The sequence below is a fragment of the Sphingomonas sp. genome (assembly GCF_035490575.1).
Lineage (GTDB): Bacteria > Pseudomonadota > Alphaproteobacteria > Sphingomonadales > Sphingomonadaceae > Sphingomonas.
Genome location: NZ_DATJLI010000071.1, coordinates 1 through 16698, shown reverse-complemented (window position 1 = coordinate 16698; position 16698 = coordinate 1). Strand labels below are relative to the sequence as shown.

At 68.6% G+C, this 16698-nt stretch carries 15 protein-coding genes; 7 read left to right on the top strand and 8 right to left on the bottom strand.

Translation table 11 applies throughout. The features are described 5' to 3' along the window. Positions 1-698, bottom strand: a 698-nt coding sequence (gene murI, locus VL973_RS05435; protein ID WP_325283013.1) for a glutamate racemase, incomplete at its 3' end; no start/stop codon positions are given. A gap of 115 nt (positions 699-813) precedes the next feature. Here murI and plsY point away from each other — a divergent pair. Next, complete coding sequence (plsY, locus tag VL973_RS05430; protein WP_325283012.1) at positions 814-1419, top strand: glycerol-3-phosphate 1-O-acyltransferase PlsY; 606 nt, start codon at positions 814-816, stop codon at positions 1417-1419. Continuing rightward, positions 1412-2500, top strand: coding sequence for a DNA-processing protein DprA (gene dprA / locus VL973_RS05425; protein ID WP_325283011.1), 1089 nt, complete (start codon positions 1412-1414; stop codon positions 2498-2500). The genes plsY and dprA overlap by 8 nt, the downstream gene beginning before the upstream one ends. Here the strand turns inward: dprA and VL973_RS05420 are convergent. Then, positions 2481-2933: a hemerythrin domain-containing protein gene (locus tag VL973_RS05420; RefSeq protein WP_325283010.1), complete on the bottom strand. Its 453-nt coding sequence runs from the start codon at positions 2931-2933 to the stop codon at positions 2481-2483. The genes dprA and VL973_RS05420 overlap by 20 nt on opposite strands. 129 nt (positions 2934-3062) lie before the next feature. On the opposite strand from VL973_RS05420, the gene topA reads away from it, so the two are divergent. Both topA and VL973_RS05410 read left to right on the top strand, forming a co-directional pair. Further along, positions 3063-5657 carry a type I DNA topoisomerase gene (topA, locus tag VL973_RS05415; protein WP_325283009.1) on the top strand — a complete coding sequence of 865 codons (2595 nt, stop codon included), beginning with the start codon at positions 3063-3065 and terminating at the stop codon, positions 5655-5657. A gap of 45 nt (positions 5658-5702) precedes the next feature. Next, positions 5703-7448, top strand: a complete 1746-nt coding sequence (locus VL973_RS05410; protein ID WP_325283008.1) for an asparagine synthetase B family protein — start codon at positions 5703-5705, stop codon at positions 7446-7448. On the opposite strand, the gene VL973_RS05405 is transcribed toward VL973_RS05410, so the two are convergent. From VL973_RS05405 to VL973_RS05395, 3 genes are all read right to left on the bottom strand, one after another. Then, positions 7445-8368, bottom strand: a complete 924-nt coding sequence (locus VL973_RS05405) for a right-handed parallel beta-helix repeat-containing protein (RefSeq protein ID WP_325283007.1) — start codon at positions 8366-8368, stop codon at positions 7445-7447. The two genes, VL973_RS05410 and VL973_RS05405, sit on opposite strands and share 4 nt — an antisense overlap. 63 nt (positions 8369-8431) lie before the next feature. Next, positions 8432-10948, bottom strand: a complete 2517-nt coding sequence (locus VL973_RS05400; RefSeq protein ID WP_414712198.1) for an ABC transporter permease — start codon at positions 10946-10948, stop codon at positions 8432-8434. A gap of 1 nt (position 10949) precedes the next feature. After that, complete coding sequence (locus tag VL973_RS05395; protein WP_325283005.1) at positions 10950-11651, bottom strand: ABC transporter ATP-binding protein; 702 nt, start codon at positions 11649-11651, stop codon at positions 10950-10952. A 21-nt stretch (positions 11652-11672) separates the two neighbouring features. On the opposite strand from VL973_RS05395, the gene VL973_RS05390 reads away from it, so the two are divergent. From VL973_RS05390 to aguB, 3 genes are read left to right on the top strand one after another with little or no spacing between them, the layout of a single operon-like run. Next, a complete protein-coding gene (locus VL973_RS05390; protein ID WP_325283004.1) occupies positions 11673-12365 on the top strand; it encodes an arylesterase in 693 nt (230 codons plus the stop codon). A 21-nt stretch (positions 12366-12386) separates the two neighbouring features. Then, positions 12387-13361, top strand: a complete 975-nt coding sequence (locus tag VL973_RS05385; RefSeq protein WP_325283003.1) for an agmatine deiminase family protein — start codon at positions 12387-12389, stop codon at positions 13359-13361. Beyond that, on the top strand, positions 13358-14206 hold the full coding sequence (gene aguB, locus VL973_RS05380) for an N-carbamoylputrescine amidase (RefSeq protein WP_325283002.1): 849 nt from the start codon (positions 13358-13360) through the stop codon (positions 14204-14206). Before VL973_RS05385 ends, aguB begins: the two co-directional genes overlap by 4 nt. Positions 14207-14222: 16 nt before the next feature. On the opposite strand, the gene holA is transcribed toward aguB, so the two are convergent. From holA to VL973_RS05365, 3 genes are all read right to left on the bottom strand, one after another. After that, positions 14223-15239 (bottom strand): DNA polymerase III subunit delta, encoded by a 1017-nt coding sequence (holA, locus tag VL973_RS05375; RefSeq protein ID WP_325283001.1) that lies wholly within the window; start codon positions 15237-15239, stop codon positions 14223-14225. After that, complete coding sequence (gene lptE / locus VL973_RS05370) at positions 15236-15745, bottom strand: LPS assembly lipoprotein LptE (protein WP_325283014.1); 510 nt, start codon at positions 15743-15745, stop codon at positions 15236-15238. Before lptE ends, holA begins: the two co-directional genes overlap by 4 nt. Further along, the coding region (locus tag VL973_RS05365) for a class I tRNA ligase family protein (RefSeq protein WP_325283000.1) at positions 15745-16698 on the bottom strand (954 nt) is incomplete at its 5' end. The genes lptE and VL973_RS05365, both read right to left, overlap by 1 nt.

Here is a 16698-nt window from a genome sequence, read left to right as displayed (position 1 = left end):
GGCGTGGCGTGCCAGGCTTGCCCCGCCGTCAGAACGGCGATCCGCCGCGCGATGCCGGGACCGCCATCGACGAAGCGGATCGGGCGCGGCGAGACGGTCGCCAGCCGGTCGGCGACCAGCGGGAAATGCGTGCAGGCATTGACCACCACATCGATTCGCTCGCCACCGGGTTGATCCAGCAGTCCGCGCATGACCGCGCGATACGCCGCGTCAGGTTGCCGCTCGCCCGCCAGTTCGGCTTCCGCCAGCGCGACCAGCGCCGCCGATCCGTGGCGCAGCACCCGGCAATCGCCGGCGAAACGATCGGTGAGGTCGTCGACATAGGGCTGACGCACCGTCGCGTCGGTGCCGAGCACGCCGATTACGCGCGTGACGCTGACCTGGGCGGCGGGCTTGATCGCGGGCACGGTGCCGACGATCGGCAAGTCCAGCGCGGCGCGCACCGCGGGCAGCGCGATGGTCGATGCGGTGTTGCACGCGATCACCACCAGTCGCGGATGATAGCGTTCGACCAGCCGCCCGAGCAGCGCGGGCACGCGCGCCGCAATCTCCGCCTCGCTGCGCGTGCCATAGGGATAGCCCGCCGAATCGGCGACATAGATCACCGGCGCCTGGGGCAGCAGCGCGCGCGCCGGGGCAAGCACCGACAGGCCGCCGACACCCGAATCGAGAAACAGAAGCGGTCGTTCGTCCACCATCGCCGGCCGTTACCGCGCGCCGCGTCCCCGCGGCAACCATGTGCGGACTGATGCAGGTCGTTGCGCGGCCGTGCCGCTGTCGCCTAAAGCCGGTCAGGCAAGCATGGGGAGCGCATTGACCGACGCGATCATCTGGTGGCCGCCGACCGCGGCGTTGCTGATTGGGTATCTGCTGGGGAGCATTCCGTTCGGAGTGCTGTTGACGCGGATGGCCGGCGCCGGCGATCTGCGCGCGATCGGGTCGGGCAATATCGGCGCGACCAACGTGCTGCGAACGGGCCGCAAGGGGCTGGCGGCGGCGACGCTGCTGCTGGATGCGCTGAAGGGGGCCGTGGCGGTGTGGATTGTCGCCGCGGCGCTGCCGGGGCTTGAGGCCGTCACGGCGGCAGCGGCGTTCGCCGGCCATTGCTACCCCGTCTGGCTGCGCTTTCGCGGGGGCAAGGGGGTGGCGACGCTGATGGGCATCGCACTGGCGCTGAGCGGCCCGGTCGCGGCGGTTTATGCGATCGTCTGGCTGGGCCTGCTGGCGATCGTGCGGATTTCGTCGGTCGCGGGCATGTTGGCGGCGGTCAGCGCGCCGGTCAGCGCGGCATGGTTCGGCCGGTTCGACCTGGTGATGCTGCTGATCGGCCTGGCCCTGATCGTCCTGTGGAAGCACCGCGCCAATATCGAACGGTTGCTGAGCGGCAACGAACCGCGCATCGGCCGTTCGCGTGGATGACCCCGAACGGCGCGCCCGGCTGCGGCTGGCGCGTTCGTCGCGGATCGGGCCGGTCACCTTTGGTCAGTTGATCGCGCGGTTCGGCACCGCCGCCGCCGCGATCGAGGCCGTGCCGACGCTGGCGGCTCGCGGTGGCGGGCGGCCGCCCGAACTGGCCGATCCCCGCCGCCTGAACGACGAATTGCGCCGCGTCGCGAGGGCCGGTGCGCGCCATGTGATGATCGGCGACCCTGATTACCCGGCGCTGCTGGAACAGGCCGACGCCGCACCACCGGTGCTGACCGTGCGCGGCGACCTGTCGCTGCTCGACCGGCCGAGCATCGCTATGGTCGGCGCGCGCAATGCCTCCGCCGCGGCATGTCGCTTTGCCCGGCAACTGGCGCACGAACTGGGACAGGCGGGCGCGACGATCGTGTCGGGGCTGGCGCGCGGCATCGATACCGCCGCGCATCACGGGTCGATCGACAGCGGCACGGTGGGCGTCATCGCATGCGGCATCGACATCGCCTTTCCGCCCGAAAACGCCGAACTGCAGGACCGGATCGGGGAACAGGGCCTGGTCATTGCCGAACAGCCGCCGGGGACCGAACCGCTGGCGCGCTTTTTTCCGCGCCGCAATCGCATCATCGCGGGCGTAGCCTTGGGAACCGTGGTGGTCGAGGCGGCGCTGCGTTCCGGCTCGCTCATCACCGCGCGACTGGCCGCGGAAGCGGGGCGCGAGGTCATGGCCGTGCCCGGCAGCCCGATCGACCCGCGCGCGCAAGGCTGCAACGCGCTGATTCGCGAGGGCGCCATTCTGATCCAGAGCGCCGCCGACGTGATGGAGCAGATCCGCCCGATCGATGCGCGCGCGGTTCGCGCACCGGCCAGCCATTGGGGCGCGCCGCCCGCCGACGATGCGACCGACAGCGACCGCATCGCCATCACCGCATTGCTGGGTCCGGTGCCGGTGCCGGTCGACGAGCTGATCCGCCAGTCGGGGCGGCCCCCGGCCATCGTCCAGACGGTGCTGCTGGAGCTTGAACTGGCCGGCCGGCTGGAGCGACATGCCGGCGCGCGGGTCAGCCTGACCGGTCCCTGAGCGAAATCTGGCCGCTGGCCAGCGCCGCAGGATAGAGCAGTTCGTCCTCTTCGCTGATGCGCGCCAGCAGCCGGTGGATGAGCGCCGTCGCCTCACCCGCGAAATCGTCCGGCGCCTTGGCGATTCGTGCCTCCTCCCAATGCGCGATCAGCGCCAGCCAGTCGCGTGCCAGCGTTTCATATCGCAGCCGCGCCGCGCGCGCGGCGGTCGCGGTGGCGCCGTCGCGCGATGTCATCAGGAACGGGTGCAGGTCGTGATCCTCGCTGTCCAGATGGTCGAGCAGCAGCGTCGCCAGTTCCTCAAGCGCGGCACGCATCGACCGCGCGCAGTTGCGGTCGCACGCATCCGACAGCCATTCGGCGCGTTGCGCGATCGCCTCATGCTCCGCGATCAGGCGGGCATAGGAAGCCGGCGGGAGCGGTGAGTCGGACATTGCCGCAGGATTAACGGCCAGGGGGTTAACGCGGGGTCATTGTCGTGTCCGTCATCGACATGATGGGTTGACGCGCCCCGAACCGGCTCCCCATGCTCGCACGCACACGTAAGGGATGATCCGGTTTCCATGCAGCTCGTCATTGTCGAATCGCCCGCCAAGGCGAAAACCATCGAGAAATATCTGGGCGGCGATTATCGCGTGCTGGCATCCTATGGCCATGTCCGAGACCTGCCGCCCAAGGACGGGTCGGTGAACCCCGATGACGGGTTCGCGATGGAATGGGAAACCTATGCCGACAAGGCGCGCCAGTTAAAGGCGATCACCGACGAGGCGAAAAAGGCCGACCGATTGATCCTGGCCACCGACCCCGATCGGGAAGGGGAAGCGATTTCGTGGCATGTGCAGGAAGTGCTCGCCAAGAAGAAAGCGCTGCCCAAATCGGTCGAGCGCGTCACGTTCAACGCGATCACCAAGGCCGCCGTGACCGAAGCGATGGGCCGCCCGCGCAAGCTGGATACCGACCTGATCGACGCATATCGCGCGCGCCGGGCGCTGGATTATCTGGTCGGCTTCACCCTGTCGCCGGTGCTGTGGCGCAAGCTGCCGGGGGCCAAGTCGGCGGGGCGGGTCCAGTCCGTTGCGCTGCGCCTGATCGTCGAGCGCGAGCGCGAGATCGAGGGCTTTGCCCCGCAGGAATATTGGTCGGTCACGGCGGAGCTGGAGGCCGACGGCACCCGGTTCCAGGCGCGGCTGGCGCGGTTCGACGGGAACAAGCTGGACCGGCTGTCGATCGGCGACGAAGGCACCGCGATGCGCGCCAAGGCCGCGGTCGAGGAAGGGCGCTTTACCGTCACCACGGTCGAGACCAGGCCCGCGACGCGCAACCCGCCGCCGCCCTTCACCACATCGACCCTGCAACAGGAAGCCGCGCGCAAACTGGGCTTTTCGGCCAGCCACACGATGCGGGTCGCGCAGAACCTGTATGAGGACGGCGCGATCACCTATATGCGGACCGACGGCGTCCAGATGGACGGGTCGGCCATCCAGGACGCGCGAAAGGCGATCGCCGGGCGATATGACGCCAGCTATGTCCCCGACAAGCCGCGCCAGTATCAGACCAAGGCCAAGAACGCGCAGGAAGCGCATGAGGCGATTCGCCCCACCGATTTCACGCGCGACCGCGCCGGCACCGGCGACCATGCACGGCTGTATGAGCTGATCTGGAAGCGCGCGCTGGCCAGCCAGATGGCGTCGGCGCGGATGGAACGCACCGCCGTCGAGATGGAGGACGGCACCGGCCGCCACATGCTGCGCGCGACGGGACAGGTGGTGCTGTTCCCCGGTTATCTGGCGCTGTATGAGGAAGGCCGCGACGACGTGTCCGCTGGCGGCTCCGGCAAACATGCCGACGCCGCTGATGAAGAGGATTCGCGCCGCCTGCCGCTGCTGCGCTCGGGCGACGCGCCGGCGAAGCACGGCGTGAATGCCGAACAGCATTTCACCCAGCCGCCGCCGCGCTTTTCAGAGGCGTCGCTGGTCAAGCGGCTGGAGGAACTGGGGATCGGGCGCCCGTCGACCTATGCCTCGATCATCCAGGTGCTCAAGGACCGCAATTACGTCCGCGTCGAAAAGAACCGCTTCTTCGCCGAAGAGAGTGGTCGGCTGCTGACCGCCTTTCTCGAACGCTTTTTCGAGAAATATGTCAGCTACGACTTCACCGCCGGACTGGAGGAGGAGCTGGACGACGTGTCGGGCGGGCGCGCCGAATGGCAGTCGGTGCTGACCGATTTCTGGCGCGATTTCCGCCCCCGCACCGATGAGGTGATGGAACAGAAGCCGAGCGATATCACCGCCGAGCTGGACAAGTTCCTCGAACCCTATCTGTTTCCCAAACAGGCCGATGGCGGCGATCCGCGACTGTGCCCCAATTGCGGGGAAGGCCGCCTGGCGCTGCGCGGCGGGCGATACGGCGCGTTCGTTGCCTGCTCCAACTATCCCGACTGCAAATATACCCGCCGCTTCGCGCAGCCGGGCGGCGAGGCGGGCGAGGATACGGGACCGGAAACGCTGGGCAACGATCCTGAGACCGGGTTGCCGGTCGAGCGTAAATCGGGACGTTTCGGTCCCTATATCCAGCTGGGCGAGGGCAAGGAAGCGAAGCGGGCATCGATCCCCAAGGATGTGCCCGAACTCGATCTTGAAATGGCGCTCAAGCTGCTCAGCCTGCCGCGCACGATCGGCAATCATCCCGAAACGGGCGAAACGATTACCGCGTCGATCGGGCGCTATGGCCCCTATCTGGCGCATAACGGCAAATATGCGCGCCTGTCCTCGACCGCCGACGTGTTCGAGACGGGCATGAACGCCGCCGTCGTCAAGCTGGCCGAGGCCGCGCAAGGCGGCGGGCGCGCGGCGCGCGGGGCGCAGGCGCCGCTCAAGATACTGGGCGCGCATCCGGTCAGCGGGGGCGAGGTCAAGTTGATGGAGGGGCGTTACGGTCCCTATGTCACCGACGGCGCGACCAACGCGACGCTGCCCAAATCGGCGGACAAGGACGCGCTGACGCTGGAAGAAGCCGTGGCGCTGATCGACGCCAAGGCGGCCAGCAGTCCCGCCAAGGGCAGGAAGGGCGCGAAAAAGGCCCCCGCCAAGAAGCCCGCGGCGAAGAAGGCGCCACCGAAAAAGGCGGTTGCAAAGAAAGCCGCGAAGAAGGCGGAATAGGGCCGATATTCCCTTTGTTAAGCGACCCGCGCTAAGGCCGGCGGCATGGCCGGCCTTTATCTGACCCGCGCGGATGACCCCGACACAGCCGCCGTGCGGCTGGACGCCGCCGCACGCCAATATGCCGACCACGGCTTTGGCGCGGCGGCGGCAATCGCCTTTCCGGGCTGGCGCGGTTTTCACCATGGATATGTGCAGGGCGGCCCGGCGACCTTTCACCGCGAGGGCGAGGACTTCGTCGCGGTCGCGGGCACGCTGACCTATGGGGGACGGATCGGTCAGGGAGCGCTGGCGGCGCTGCTGGCCGAGTATGACGGCGGCGACCCCGACTGGTCGCGACTGGGCGGGCAGTTCAGCGTGCTGGTGGTCAAGCGCGGGCGCGCATGGCTGTTTTGCGACTGGTTCGCCGCGCACCAGCTGCACCATGATCGCGAGCGCAGCCTGTTTTCCACCTCGCTGACCGCCGCGCTGGTGTCGCTGCCGCGCGTGCGGTTCGACGCGCAGGCGGTCTATGAATATGCCTTCAACGTCGTGCCGATCGGCGACGATACCGTATTTGCGGACATCAAGACGCTGGGACCGGGCATCGTCATCGAGCTGACGCAGGGCGGCGCGGTGGCGTCGCGGTTCGCGCGGCCGCTGCCCGATATCGCCAGCCACGAAGCGCTGGATGAGCGGATCGAGCGGCACCGCGCGGCGCTGTCGGCCACGGTGCGCGCGCATCTGGGGCATTTCCGCACTGTCCATGCGCCGTTGTCGGGCGGTCTCGATTCGCGCCTGCTGCTGGCGACGTTGCGCGCGCAAGGGTGCGACCCGGCGCTCTATGTCTATGGCACACCCGATGACGAGGATGTGGTGATCGCCCGCACGATCGGCGCCGCCATGGGCTTCGATGTCGAATGGGTCGACAAGGACGGGTATCGCGATCCCGCGCCCGACCGGTTTCCCGACATCGTCGCCGCCAGTTTCCGCGCCTGGGATGCGCTGCCGACCTTTGGCAACATCTTCGACAATGGCGCGGCGGTGTGGGCGCGCGACAAGCGCCATGGCGGCGGCGCGCTGGCGGCATCGGGGGGCTGTGGCGAGGTGTGGCGCGATTTCTTCTTCCTGCCGGACCGGCCATTGTCGGCGCGCACGGTCGCGCGCAGTTTCTTTGCGCGGTTCGACGCGCGCGATACGACCGGTGCGTTCGACGCACGGGCGTTTCTGGCCGCGATCGAGGACAAGATCGCCGATGCGCTGGGCGCGCCGTCGGCCACCGCGCGCCTGTCGCGCCAATGGATCGAACAGGCCTATCCGCGCGTGCGCTGCCGGTCGCTGTTCGGGCGCGAGATCAGCCTTGAATCGCGGCAGGGCGCCTATCTGATGCCGTTCCTCGACCAGCATGTCGTGCGTGAAGCGATGGCGCTGCCGATGGCGCTGAAGCAGGCGGGTGATTTCGAATCGCGGCTGTTGTCGGCGATCGACCCCGCGCTGGCGGCGCAGCCATCGGCCTATGGCCATCCGTTTTCCACGGGGCCAAGCGCGCGGCATCGCCGATCCGAATGGAGCGCGCGCAACCGCCCGACCTGGCTGCGCCAGCACAGTTACGCGATCCAGCGGCGGTTGCGGCCGATGGGCGACGAACATGGCGGCTTGCTGACGCCCGATTATATGGGCCGGGTCATCGACCTCGACATGCCGCTGATGCGCCGGTTCTTTGACATCGGGCGGATCACCGACAGCGCGGTGTGGCGTCGGCTGGCCGCGCTGGAATATCTGGGGGCGTGGCTGGGCAGCCGACTGGTCTAGCGACGGGCATAGGCCGTGATGCGCGGGGCCAGCATATTGCCGCGCACGGTCACGCCGTCCTTTGCCCAGTCGCCCACGAACGTGGTTTCGTGCCTGAACGCGGGGGCCAGCGACGCGCGGTTGTTCTCGATCACCAGTCCGCGCGACGTATGCTCGATCCCTTCGGGCGCCACGGTAATCAGCGTCGAATAATTTTCCTTGTCCGCCCCCTGAACGAAACTGTTGTCGGCGATGCGGCCGCTGGCGCCGTTGGGCAGGTCGATCATATAGTTGGTGGTGTGGCCCCGGCTGTCGTCAAAGCTGTTGTCCACGATCTCGATCCGGGGTGCGCGGCTTTTGAGGTAATGGCCGCCCGTGCCCTGTTCAAAGCGCGAGCGCGTGACGCGCAGCGACCCGTAGCCGCCGATATACAGCGCATGTGCGCCGCTGCCGTCGGGATGCTTGCCCAGCCGGGCAAAGGTCGATTTGTCGACACGGATCGCCGATGCGGGATCGTCGGCCGACAGGATGCCGCACTGACCATCGACGAACATGCTGTTGGCGACATCCAGATCGCCGGTTTCGATGCGGATGCCCGCGCCATTGCCGTCGGGAACGAAGGTGCGGGTAAAGACGATGCCGTCGACCCGCGCGCCCTGGCCGCGCAGCACCAGCGTCGCCTTGCCCTCGCAAATGCCGCCGTCGAAGGTCACCTTGCCTGGTTCGGCGACAAAGGTGATGCGCCCCTGTTCCTGCACCGCGCAGTCGCGGTAGCGGCCGGGCGCGATGCGGATCGTGCCCGTCCCGCCACCAATCGCATCAACCGCGCGCTGCAGGCTGGCATAGCGGCCGCCGCCCTCGACCTGATAGGGGCCGCTGCCTTGCGACTGGGCGGGCGCGGCGAGCAGGGCACTGGCGAACAGGGCGACGATCAAGCGCATGGGCGGTTCCTTCCGGGTCATCGCCGGACCATATCACCCCCGCCGTGGCGGGTCGGCGGTTAATCAGAGGCGCCGCAGTATCGTTGCGGGACGCGCGGACAAGACCGGCCAGCTTCCTGCCAATCCGATGCCCAGCGTCAGCACCGCGCCGCCCAGCAGCGTCGCCAGGATGACGCCCCAGTCGGGCGCCCAGCCGAACTCGAACACCTGAACGATCACGAACCATGCCGCGCCGATGCCCAGCGCCAGCGCCAGCGCCGCGAGCACGGTGGCCAGCAGCGCATATTCGACCGCCTGCGCCCCCAGCACCTGCGCCCGCGTCGCGCCCAGCGTTTTCAGGATCGTGCTGTCATAGGTGCGGGCCGCGCGCGAGGCGGCGATCGCGCCGATCAGCACGGCGATCCCCGCCAGGATCGCGACCGAGGCCGACAGCAGGATCGCGGCCGCCATCTGGTCGAGGATGGTCCGCACCTGTCCGACAATTTCCCGCGTGGCGATGATCGAGGCTGAAGGGAAGGCGGCGAGCAGCGCGCGCGTGACGGCGCCTTGATGGCGGTCGTCCATCTCGATCGTGGCGGTCAGGCTGTGCGGGGCGGCGGCGAGGGTGTCGGGGGAGAAGACCATGATGTAGTTGAAGCCCATCGTCTCCCAATGGATCTCGCGCAGATTGGCGATCCGCGCCTCGATCTCGCGACCGAGAATGCTGATCGTCAGCGTGTCGCCCACGGTCACGTCCATTGCGCGGGCGGCTTCGCGGTCGAGCGAGACCAGCGGCGGGCCGGCATAGTCGGCGGGCCACCATTTGCCCGCCGTCAGCACGCTCCCCTGGGGCAAGGTCGCTGAGTAGGTCACGCCACGTTCGCCGCGCAGGAACCAGGCATCGTCGGGCAGGGTCGCCAGGTCGGCGACGCGCGTGCCGCCGAACGCGGTGATCGTGCCGCGCAGCGACGGGACGATGTTCAGCGTCGCGCCGGGGGCATTCGCCTCGACCAGCGCGGCGAAGCGCGCGCGTTGATCCGAAGGCACGTCGAGCACGAACTGATCGGGCGCGCGGGCGGGGACGGCGCGCTCGATCTCCGCATCCAGACTGGTCTGGATCGCCGCGAGCGTGACGAACAACGTGAGCGCGAGGCCCAGCGCGATGACCAGCGCCACCGTCTGCGACCCCGGCCGGTGCAGATTAGCGATGGCAAGGCGCAGCAGCGGCGCGCGCTGTCGCGGCAGGCGCGCGGCCAGCCGCCGGATGGCGACACCGAGCGCTGCCAGCAGCAACAGCACGCCGACGACGCTTGCCAGCACCGCCGCCGCGAACAGCGGATCGCGCGCGGTGGCGACGGCCAGCGCGACGACGGCGCCCGCCGCCAGTGCGACCCCGGCCAGCGTTCGTGCATCGGGCCGCACCGACCGCTCCACCAGATCGCGGAACAGCGCCGCCGCCGGCAGCGAACGCGCGCGCGCCAGCGGGGGAAGGGCAAAGGCGAGCGCGATCAACAGGCCAAAGGCGCCGCTGGTCAGCAGCGGCAGCACATGAAGGCCGGTGGCGGGGCGCACCGGCAGCAAGTCCCCCACCAGCGCGACGATGACCGACGGCAGCGCGGCGCCGACCGCAAGCCCGCTCACCACCGCAAGCAGGGCGACCGCGGCAATCTGCATCAGATAGATGCGCGCAATGTCGCGCGTGGTCGCGCCGAGCACTTTCAGCACGGCGATGCCGCCGCGCTTGGACGCCAGATAGGCACCGACGCCGTTGCCCACGCCGATCCCGGCGATCACCAGCGCGGCAAGGCCGATCAGCGACAGGAACTGGCCCAGCCGCTGAAAGAAACGGTCGGCGCCCGGCGCGGCGCGGTCGCGCGTCTTGTATTCCCATCCGGCAGCGGGGAAGCGCGCCTTCAGCCGATCGACCACGGTATCGGGCGCGGTGCCGGCGGGTAGCGTCAGGCGATATTTGGTTTCATACAGCGCGCCCGGCTGGACCAGCCCGGTTCGCCGCAGCGCGTCGAGCGAGACGATCGCGACCGGGCCGAGCGTGAAGCCTTCGCCCACGCGGTCGGGTTCCTCCACGATGATGCCCGCGACGCGGAACCGCGCGGTGCCGTAACGCAGCCTGTCCCCGACGCGCAGCAGCAGCCGATCGGCCAGCGCGCGGTCGACCAGCACCGCGTCGTCGCCCAGCGGCAACCCCGCGCCCTCGACGCGCAGCGCGCCGGTCAGCGGATAGGCGCGGTCGACGCCCTTCAATTCGGTCAGCACCGCCCCCGGCGTGCCCGGTCGTGCGGGACCATTGGCCATCGCGCGGATGCGGATCGTCTCGGAAAAGGCCGACGCGCCCTGTCGCATCGCCGCGCGCTCGGTGGATGACGCCTCGCGCTGGGTCATCTCGACCTCGACATCGCCGCCCAGGATGACGCGGCCCCGCGCCGCCAGTTCGGACGTGATCGATGCGGTCAGGCTGCCGATCGTCGCCAGCGTGGCGACACCCAGGAACAGGCAGACGAACAACAGCCTGAGACCCCGGAACCCGGCATGAAGATCGCGGCGCGCGATGCGCCACAGCGTGGTCCAGTTCATCGGCACCAGCTTATCGACCGCTGTCTTCGGCGATCAGGCCGTCGCCCATGCGGATGATGCGGTCGCATCGTTTCGCCAGCGCGGGGTCGTGGGTAATCATCACCAATGTCGCGCCCGCCGCCCGTTGACGCGCGAACAGCAACGCGACGATATCGGCGCTGGTCGCCTCGTCCAGATTGCCGGTCGGTTCGTCGGCGAACAGGATGGCGGGCGCTGGGGCGACCGCGCGCGCGATGGCGACGCGCTGCTGCTCCCCGCCCGACAGTTGCGCGGGATAATGATGCGTCCGGTGTCCCAGCCCGACGGCTTCCAGCTCCCGCGCGGCGCGGTCAAAGGCGTCCTGCGCGCCCGACAGCTCCAGTGGCACGGCGACATTTTCCAGCGCGGTCATCGTGGGCAATAAATGAAAGGCCTGAAGCACGATGCCGATCCGCCCGCGCCGCGCGCGCGCCAGACCGTCTTCGTCCAGCGCGGTGAAATCGACGCCGGCGACCGCGACCGAACCGCCGCTCGCGCGCTCAAGCCCCGACAGGATCGCCATCAGTGACGACTTGCCCGAACCCGACGGGCCGAGGATCGCCACGCTGCTGCCCGTCGTGATCTCCAGGTCGATGCCGCGCAGAATCGCGGTCGGCGCATCGCTGCTGCCCAGCGACAGGGTGACATTGCGGGCGCGGATCGCGATATCGTCGCCTTTGAAAGACTGGTTCATGGGTGGCGAATGCGTCCTTTGATGAAATCCCCGCTGTCATATGCGTTGGCGGCGGCACTTATCCAAATGCTGGGCGCCTGTTCGACCGAGCCGGGCGCGCCCGCGCCCGCGCCGACCCCCTCCGCCACCGCCGAGGCCGCCGACCAGCGTCTGGTGCTGGCGTTCGGCGACAGCCTGTATGCCGGTTACGGCGTATTGCCGCAGCAGGCGTTCCCCTATGTCCTCGAACAGCGGCTGCGCGGCGGCGGCGTGTCCGCGAGCGTTCGCAATGCGGGCGTGTCGGGGGATACCACGGCGGCGGGGCTGCGGCGGCTGGCGTTTACGCTGGACGGCTTGTCGCGCAAGCCCGATCTGGCGATTGTGGGCCTGGGCGGCAACGACATGCTGCGCGGGATCGACCCGGCGGAGACGCGCGCGAACCTGGACGCGATCTGCGCCGAATTGCAGCGGCGCGGCATTCCGATCGTGCTGACGGGAATGCGCGCAGCCCCCAATCTGGGCGCCGATTATGTCGAGGCGTTCGAGGGCATCTATCCCGATCTGGCGGCAAAATATGATGCGCCGCTCGATCCCTTTTTTCTCGACGGGGTGGTGACGCAATCGGCGCTGATGCTGCCCGACCGCATCCATCCGAACCCGCAAGGGATCGAGCGGATTGTCGACCGGGTGACGCCGCTGATCGTGCGTGCGCTGTCCCCCTCCCGTTCGTCATGACGGGCTGCTAAGGGCACGGCCATGACGCTACCGCCCCCCCCCGAATGGGCCGCGCATGACGCGGTATTGATCGGTTTCCCCAGCCATCCCGAAATCTGGGGGCCGCCGCTGGACGGCGCGCGCGCCGAAACCGCGGCCTTTGCCGATGCCATCGCCGATGGCGGGCGAGGCGAACGGGTGCTGCTGGTGTGTGCCGACGACGAAGCCGCGGCGGCTGCCGAACGGCTGATCGGCCGCGATGTCAGCCTGGTGGTCGAGCCGTTCGGCGATGTGTGGTTGCGCGATACCGCCGCGATCATCACCGGCGACGGGACGGGCCGCGATTTCGGCTTCAACGGTTGGGGCGGCAAATATGACTTTCCCGGCGACGAGGATGTGGGCGAGCGGCTGGCGCGGCGACAGGGTATCGCGTTCGAGGCGTGCGACTGGGTGCTGGAGGGCGGCTCGATCGACGGCGACGGCACCGGCCTGGTCGTGACCACCGAACAATGCCTGCTCAATCGCAACCGCAATCCCGGCCTGTCGACGGAACGGGCGGAGGCGCTGCTGGCGCGCGACCTGGGGCTGGACCGGGTGCTGTGGCTGGGCGACGGACTGCTGAACGACCATACTGACGGGCATGTCGACAATCTGGCGCGCTTTGTCGGCCCGAACCGGCTGGCATTGCCGATGCCGGAGGAGAATGATCCCAACTGGCTGATCTATCTCGACGCCGCGCGCCGGGCCGAGGCGTTCGGGGTCGAGGTGGTGCGGTTGCCGTCGCCGGGGCGCGTGCTGGTGGACGAGGAAATCGTGCCCGCCAGCTACATGAACTTCTATATCGGCAACAGCGTGGTCGCCGTTCCCGTTTACGGCCAGCCCAATGATGCCCGCGCGGTCGAGGCGGTGCAGGCGCTGTTCCCCGATCGCCGCGCGGTCGGCCTGCGCGCCGGCCACATCCTGACCGGCGGCGGCAGCTTTCATTGCATCAGCCAGCAACTTCCGAGGATCGCATGACCGAAGTGACCGTCGCGGCGATGCAGCTCGCCTTCACGCGCGATATCGACGCCAATATTCGCGCCGTCAGCGACCTGATCCGCGAGGCCAAGGGGCGCGGCGCACAGGTCGTGCTGCCGCCCGAATTGTTCGAGGGCGAATATTTCTGCCGCACCGAGGAAGAGGAATGGTTCGCGACCGCCCGACCCGTGGGCGAGCATCCGGCGGTGCTGGCGATGCAGCGGCTGGCCGACGAGCTGGACCTGTTTATCCCGACGAGCTTTTTCGAGGCGGACGGGCCGCATCATTACAATTCGCTGGCGATGATCGGCCCCGACGGGCGCATCGAGGGCGTGTATCGCAAGAGCCATATTCCCGACGGGCCGGGATATGAGGAGAAATTCTATTTCCGCCCCGGCAATACCGGGTTCAAGGTGTGGAGCGGGCCGGGCGCGCGGCTGGGCGTCGGCGTGTGCTGGGACCAATGGTATCCCGAAACCGCCCGCGCGATGATGCTGATGGGGGCGGAAATCCTGTTCTACCCCACCGCGATCGGGGCCGAGCCGCATGATCCGACGCTGGATACGCGGCACATGTGGCGCCGCGCGATGCTGGGCCATGCGGTATCCAATGTCGTGCCGGTCGTCGCGTCGAACCGGATCGGCAACGAACATGGCCAGCAATTCTATGGCCACAGCTTCATCTGTGACGAGTTCGGCGAGATGCTGGCCGAGTTCGGCGCGGATGAAACGGGCGTGCTGACCGCGACGCTGGACCTGAACCGCGTGAAGAAGAATCGCGCGGGCATGGGCTTTTTCCGAGACCGCCGCCCGGAACTGTATCGCCGGCTGGTCGAGGACGTCTAGGCGGCCCGCACCGCGTTCAGCCCATGCGCTGGGCGGCGCGGGCGATGGCCAGCCCCTCCACCTCGGCCAGGATCGCGCCGGGGCTGCCCGGTGCCATCATCGCGCGTTCGGCGGCGCGCACGCGGTCGACCGCGCGGGCAAGCTGCGCGCCGTTCCAGCGTTGCAACGCCTGCATCGTCGCCTGTTCCTCCTTCCAGAACACGCGGTGGCGCTTGACGACGACGGCGGCGCTGTCGCCGCTTTCGACTTCGCGGCGCATATCGGCCAGCGCGATCAGCCTTTTGGCAAGCTGGCGCAGCGTCGGGACGGCCATGTTGTCGGCCGCGATCGACGCCAGTTCGGCGCCGGCGCGCGCCGGATTGCCGCCCACCACCGTTTCGATCGCCGCGCCCATCGCGCTTTCATCGAGCACCGCGCCGATGGCGTCGAGCACCTCGACCCCGCAATCCGCCGGGCGTTCGGGCGCGGCGTCGAGGTAGAGGGCGATCTTTTCGACCTCCCGCGTCATCACCGCGCGGTCGCCGCCCGTCGTCGCAACCAGCCGGTCGGCCACGCCGCCGGCCAGCCGCAGGCCATGATCGCGCGCAATCTGTCCCGCCAGCCGCGTGGCGTCGGCGCCCTCGGGCACATACAGCGCACAGGCAACGGCACCCGGCGCGGCATCGACCAGCTTGAGGAGCTTGCCCGTCTTGCGGATCGTCGGCGCGATCGCGACCACGGGATTGCCCGCGCGCTCGGCATTCAACAGCAGCGTCACCGCTTCCAGGCTTTCCTCCCCCATGGCGGTCACGCGGATGAAGCGGCGGTCGCCGAACAGCGACATGGATGCGGCTTCATCGGCGAGGCGGCCGGGATCGCCCTTCAGGCTGGCGCCGTCCATGTCGACACGCTCCGCCGCGTCGCCCAGCGCGCGCTGGAGCAGCGCGGCCATTTCGGTCGCACCCGATTCATCGGGACCGTGCAGCAGATACAGGCGTGTGGTGTCGTCCGGCCGTTCAAGCCGCGCACGCATCTGCGCGGGTTTGAGGTTCACTCGGCCGCCTGCTGGCGCTCGGCATAGAGCGCGACGCGCGCGACGATGCGGTCGGCGACGATGCCCGCCAGCCGTTCGAGCGCGCTCTGTTCGGCGGCGATGGTGGCATATTCCGAACTGACAACGTCGATGCCCGCGTCCGACCCGGCTGTTGCGTCGAGCAGCACGCCGCCGCTGGTCAGGTCGACCAGTTGATAGCGCGCGCGCAGCGTCCGGCGTTCACGCGTGATGGTGTCGTTGCGGCGCACGCCCAGCCCGATGATTTCGTCATCCAGCGCAACCTGCAATCGATAGCGCGCCGCCGCCCCGCCCACATCGGCACCGACCAGCCGGTCGCGCAGGGCGTTGGACACCAGCCAGCCATTCTGACCCTCGATCGGCGCGACTTCAATCGCGGCCAGCGTCTGGCGCACGGCCCCTTGCGGCCCGCCGCCATAAAGCGGGCGCATCCCGCAACCCGACAGCAGCAGACCGGCGGCCAGCGCCAGCGGGGCGACCAGCCGCATCACGCGACGATGTTCACAAGGCGGTCGGGCACGACAATGACCTTTTTCGGTGTCTTGCCCTCCAACATGCGGATCACATTGTCGGATGCAAGCGCCGCGGCCTCAACCGCGTCCTTTGCCGCGCCCTTTTGCATGACCAGCGTGTCGCGCAGCTTGCCGTTGACCTGAATGGCGATGGTCACTTCATCCTCGACCAGCATGGCCGGGTCGACATCGGGCCAGGGCGCGTCGGCGATCAGGCCGGTTTCGCCCCATGCCGCCCATGCTTCCTCCGCGATATGCGGGCACATCGGTGCGACGATGCGCGCCAGCGCGCGGATCGCGGCGCTGCGGTCGGCCGAAGGCTGCGCCTTTTCGATGGCGCCCACCAGTTCATAGAGTTTGGCGACCGATTTGTTGAAGGCCAGCGCCTCGACATCGTCGGCCACGCCCGCAATCGTCTTGTGCAGGCGGCGGCGCAGGGCAACGTCCTCGCCCGATGCATCGGTCAGGCCGTCGAACAGCCGCCACAGCCGCTGGACGAAGCGCCACGCGCCCTCGATCCCCGCTTCCGACCATTGCAGGTCGCGTTCGGGAGGGCTGTCGGACAACATGAACCAGCGCACGGCGTCGGCGCCGTACTGGTCGACGATCGGGCCGGGATCGACGGTGTTCTTCTTCGACTTCGACATCTTCTCGACGCGGCCGACGCGAACCTTTTGGCCCGTTCGCCGATCGAATAGTTCACCATCCCGGCGCTCGATGTCGTCTGGTGAGAGCCACTCCCAGACTTTGACGCTTGTCGATTTACCGCCGATTGGCTCGGCAGTCGGGCCTTCGTACATCGGACGCTGATACGTCTCGTGCGTCACCATGCCTTGCGTGAACAATCCGGCGAACGGCTCCTTCACGTCGATCAGGCCGATATGGCTCAGCGCGCGCGTCCAGAAGCGGGCATAGAGCAGGTGCAGGAT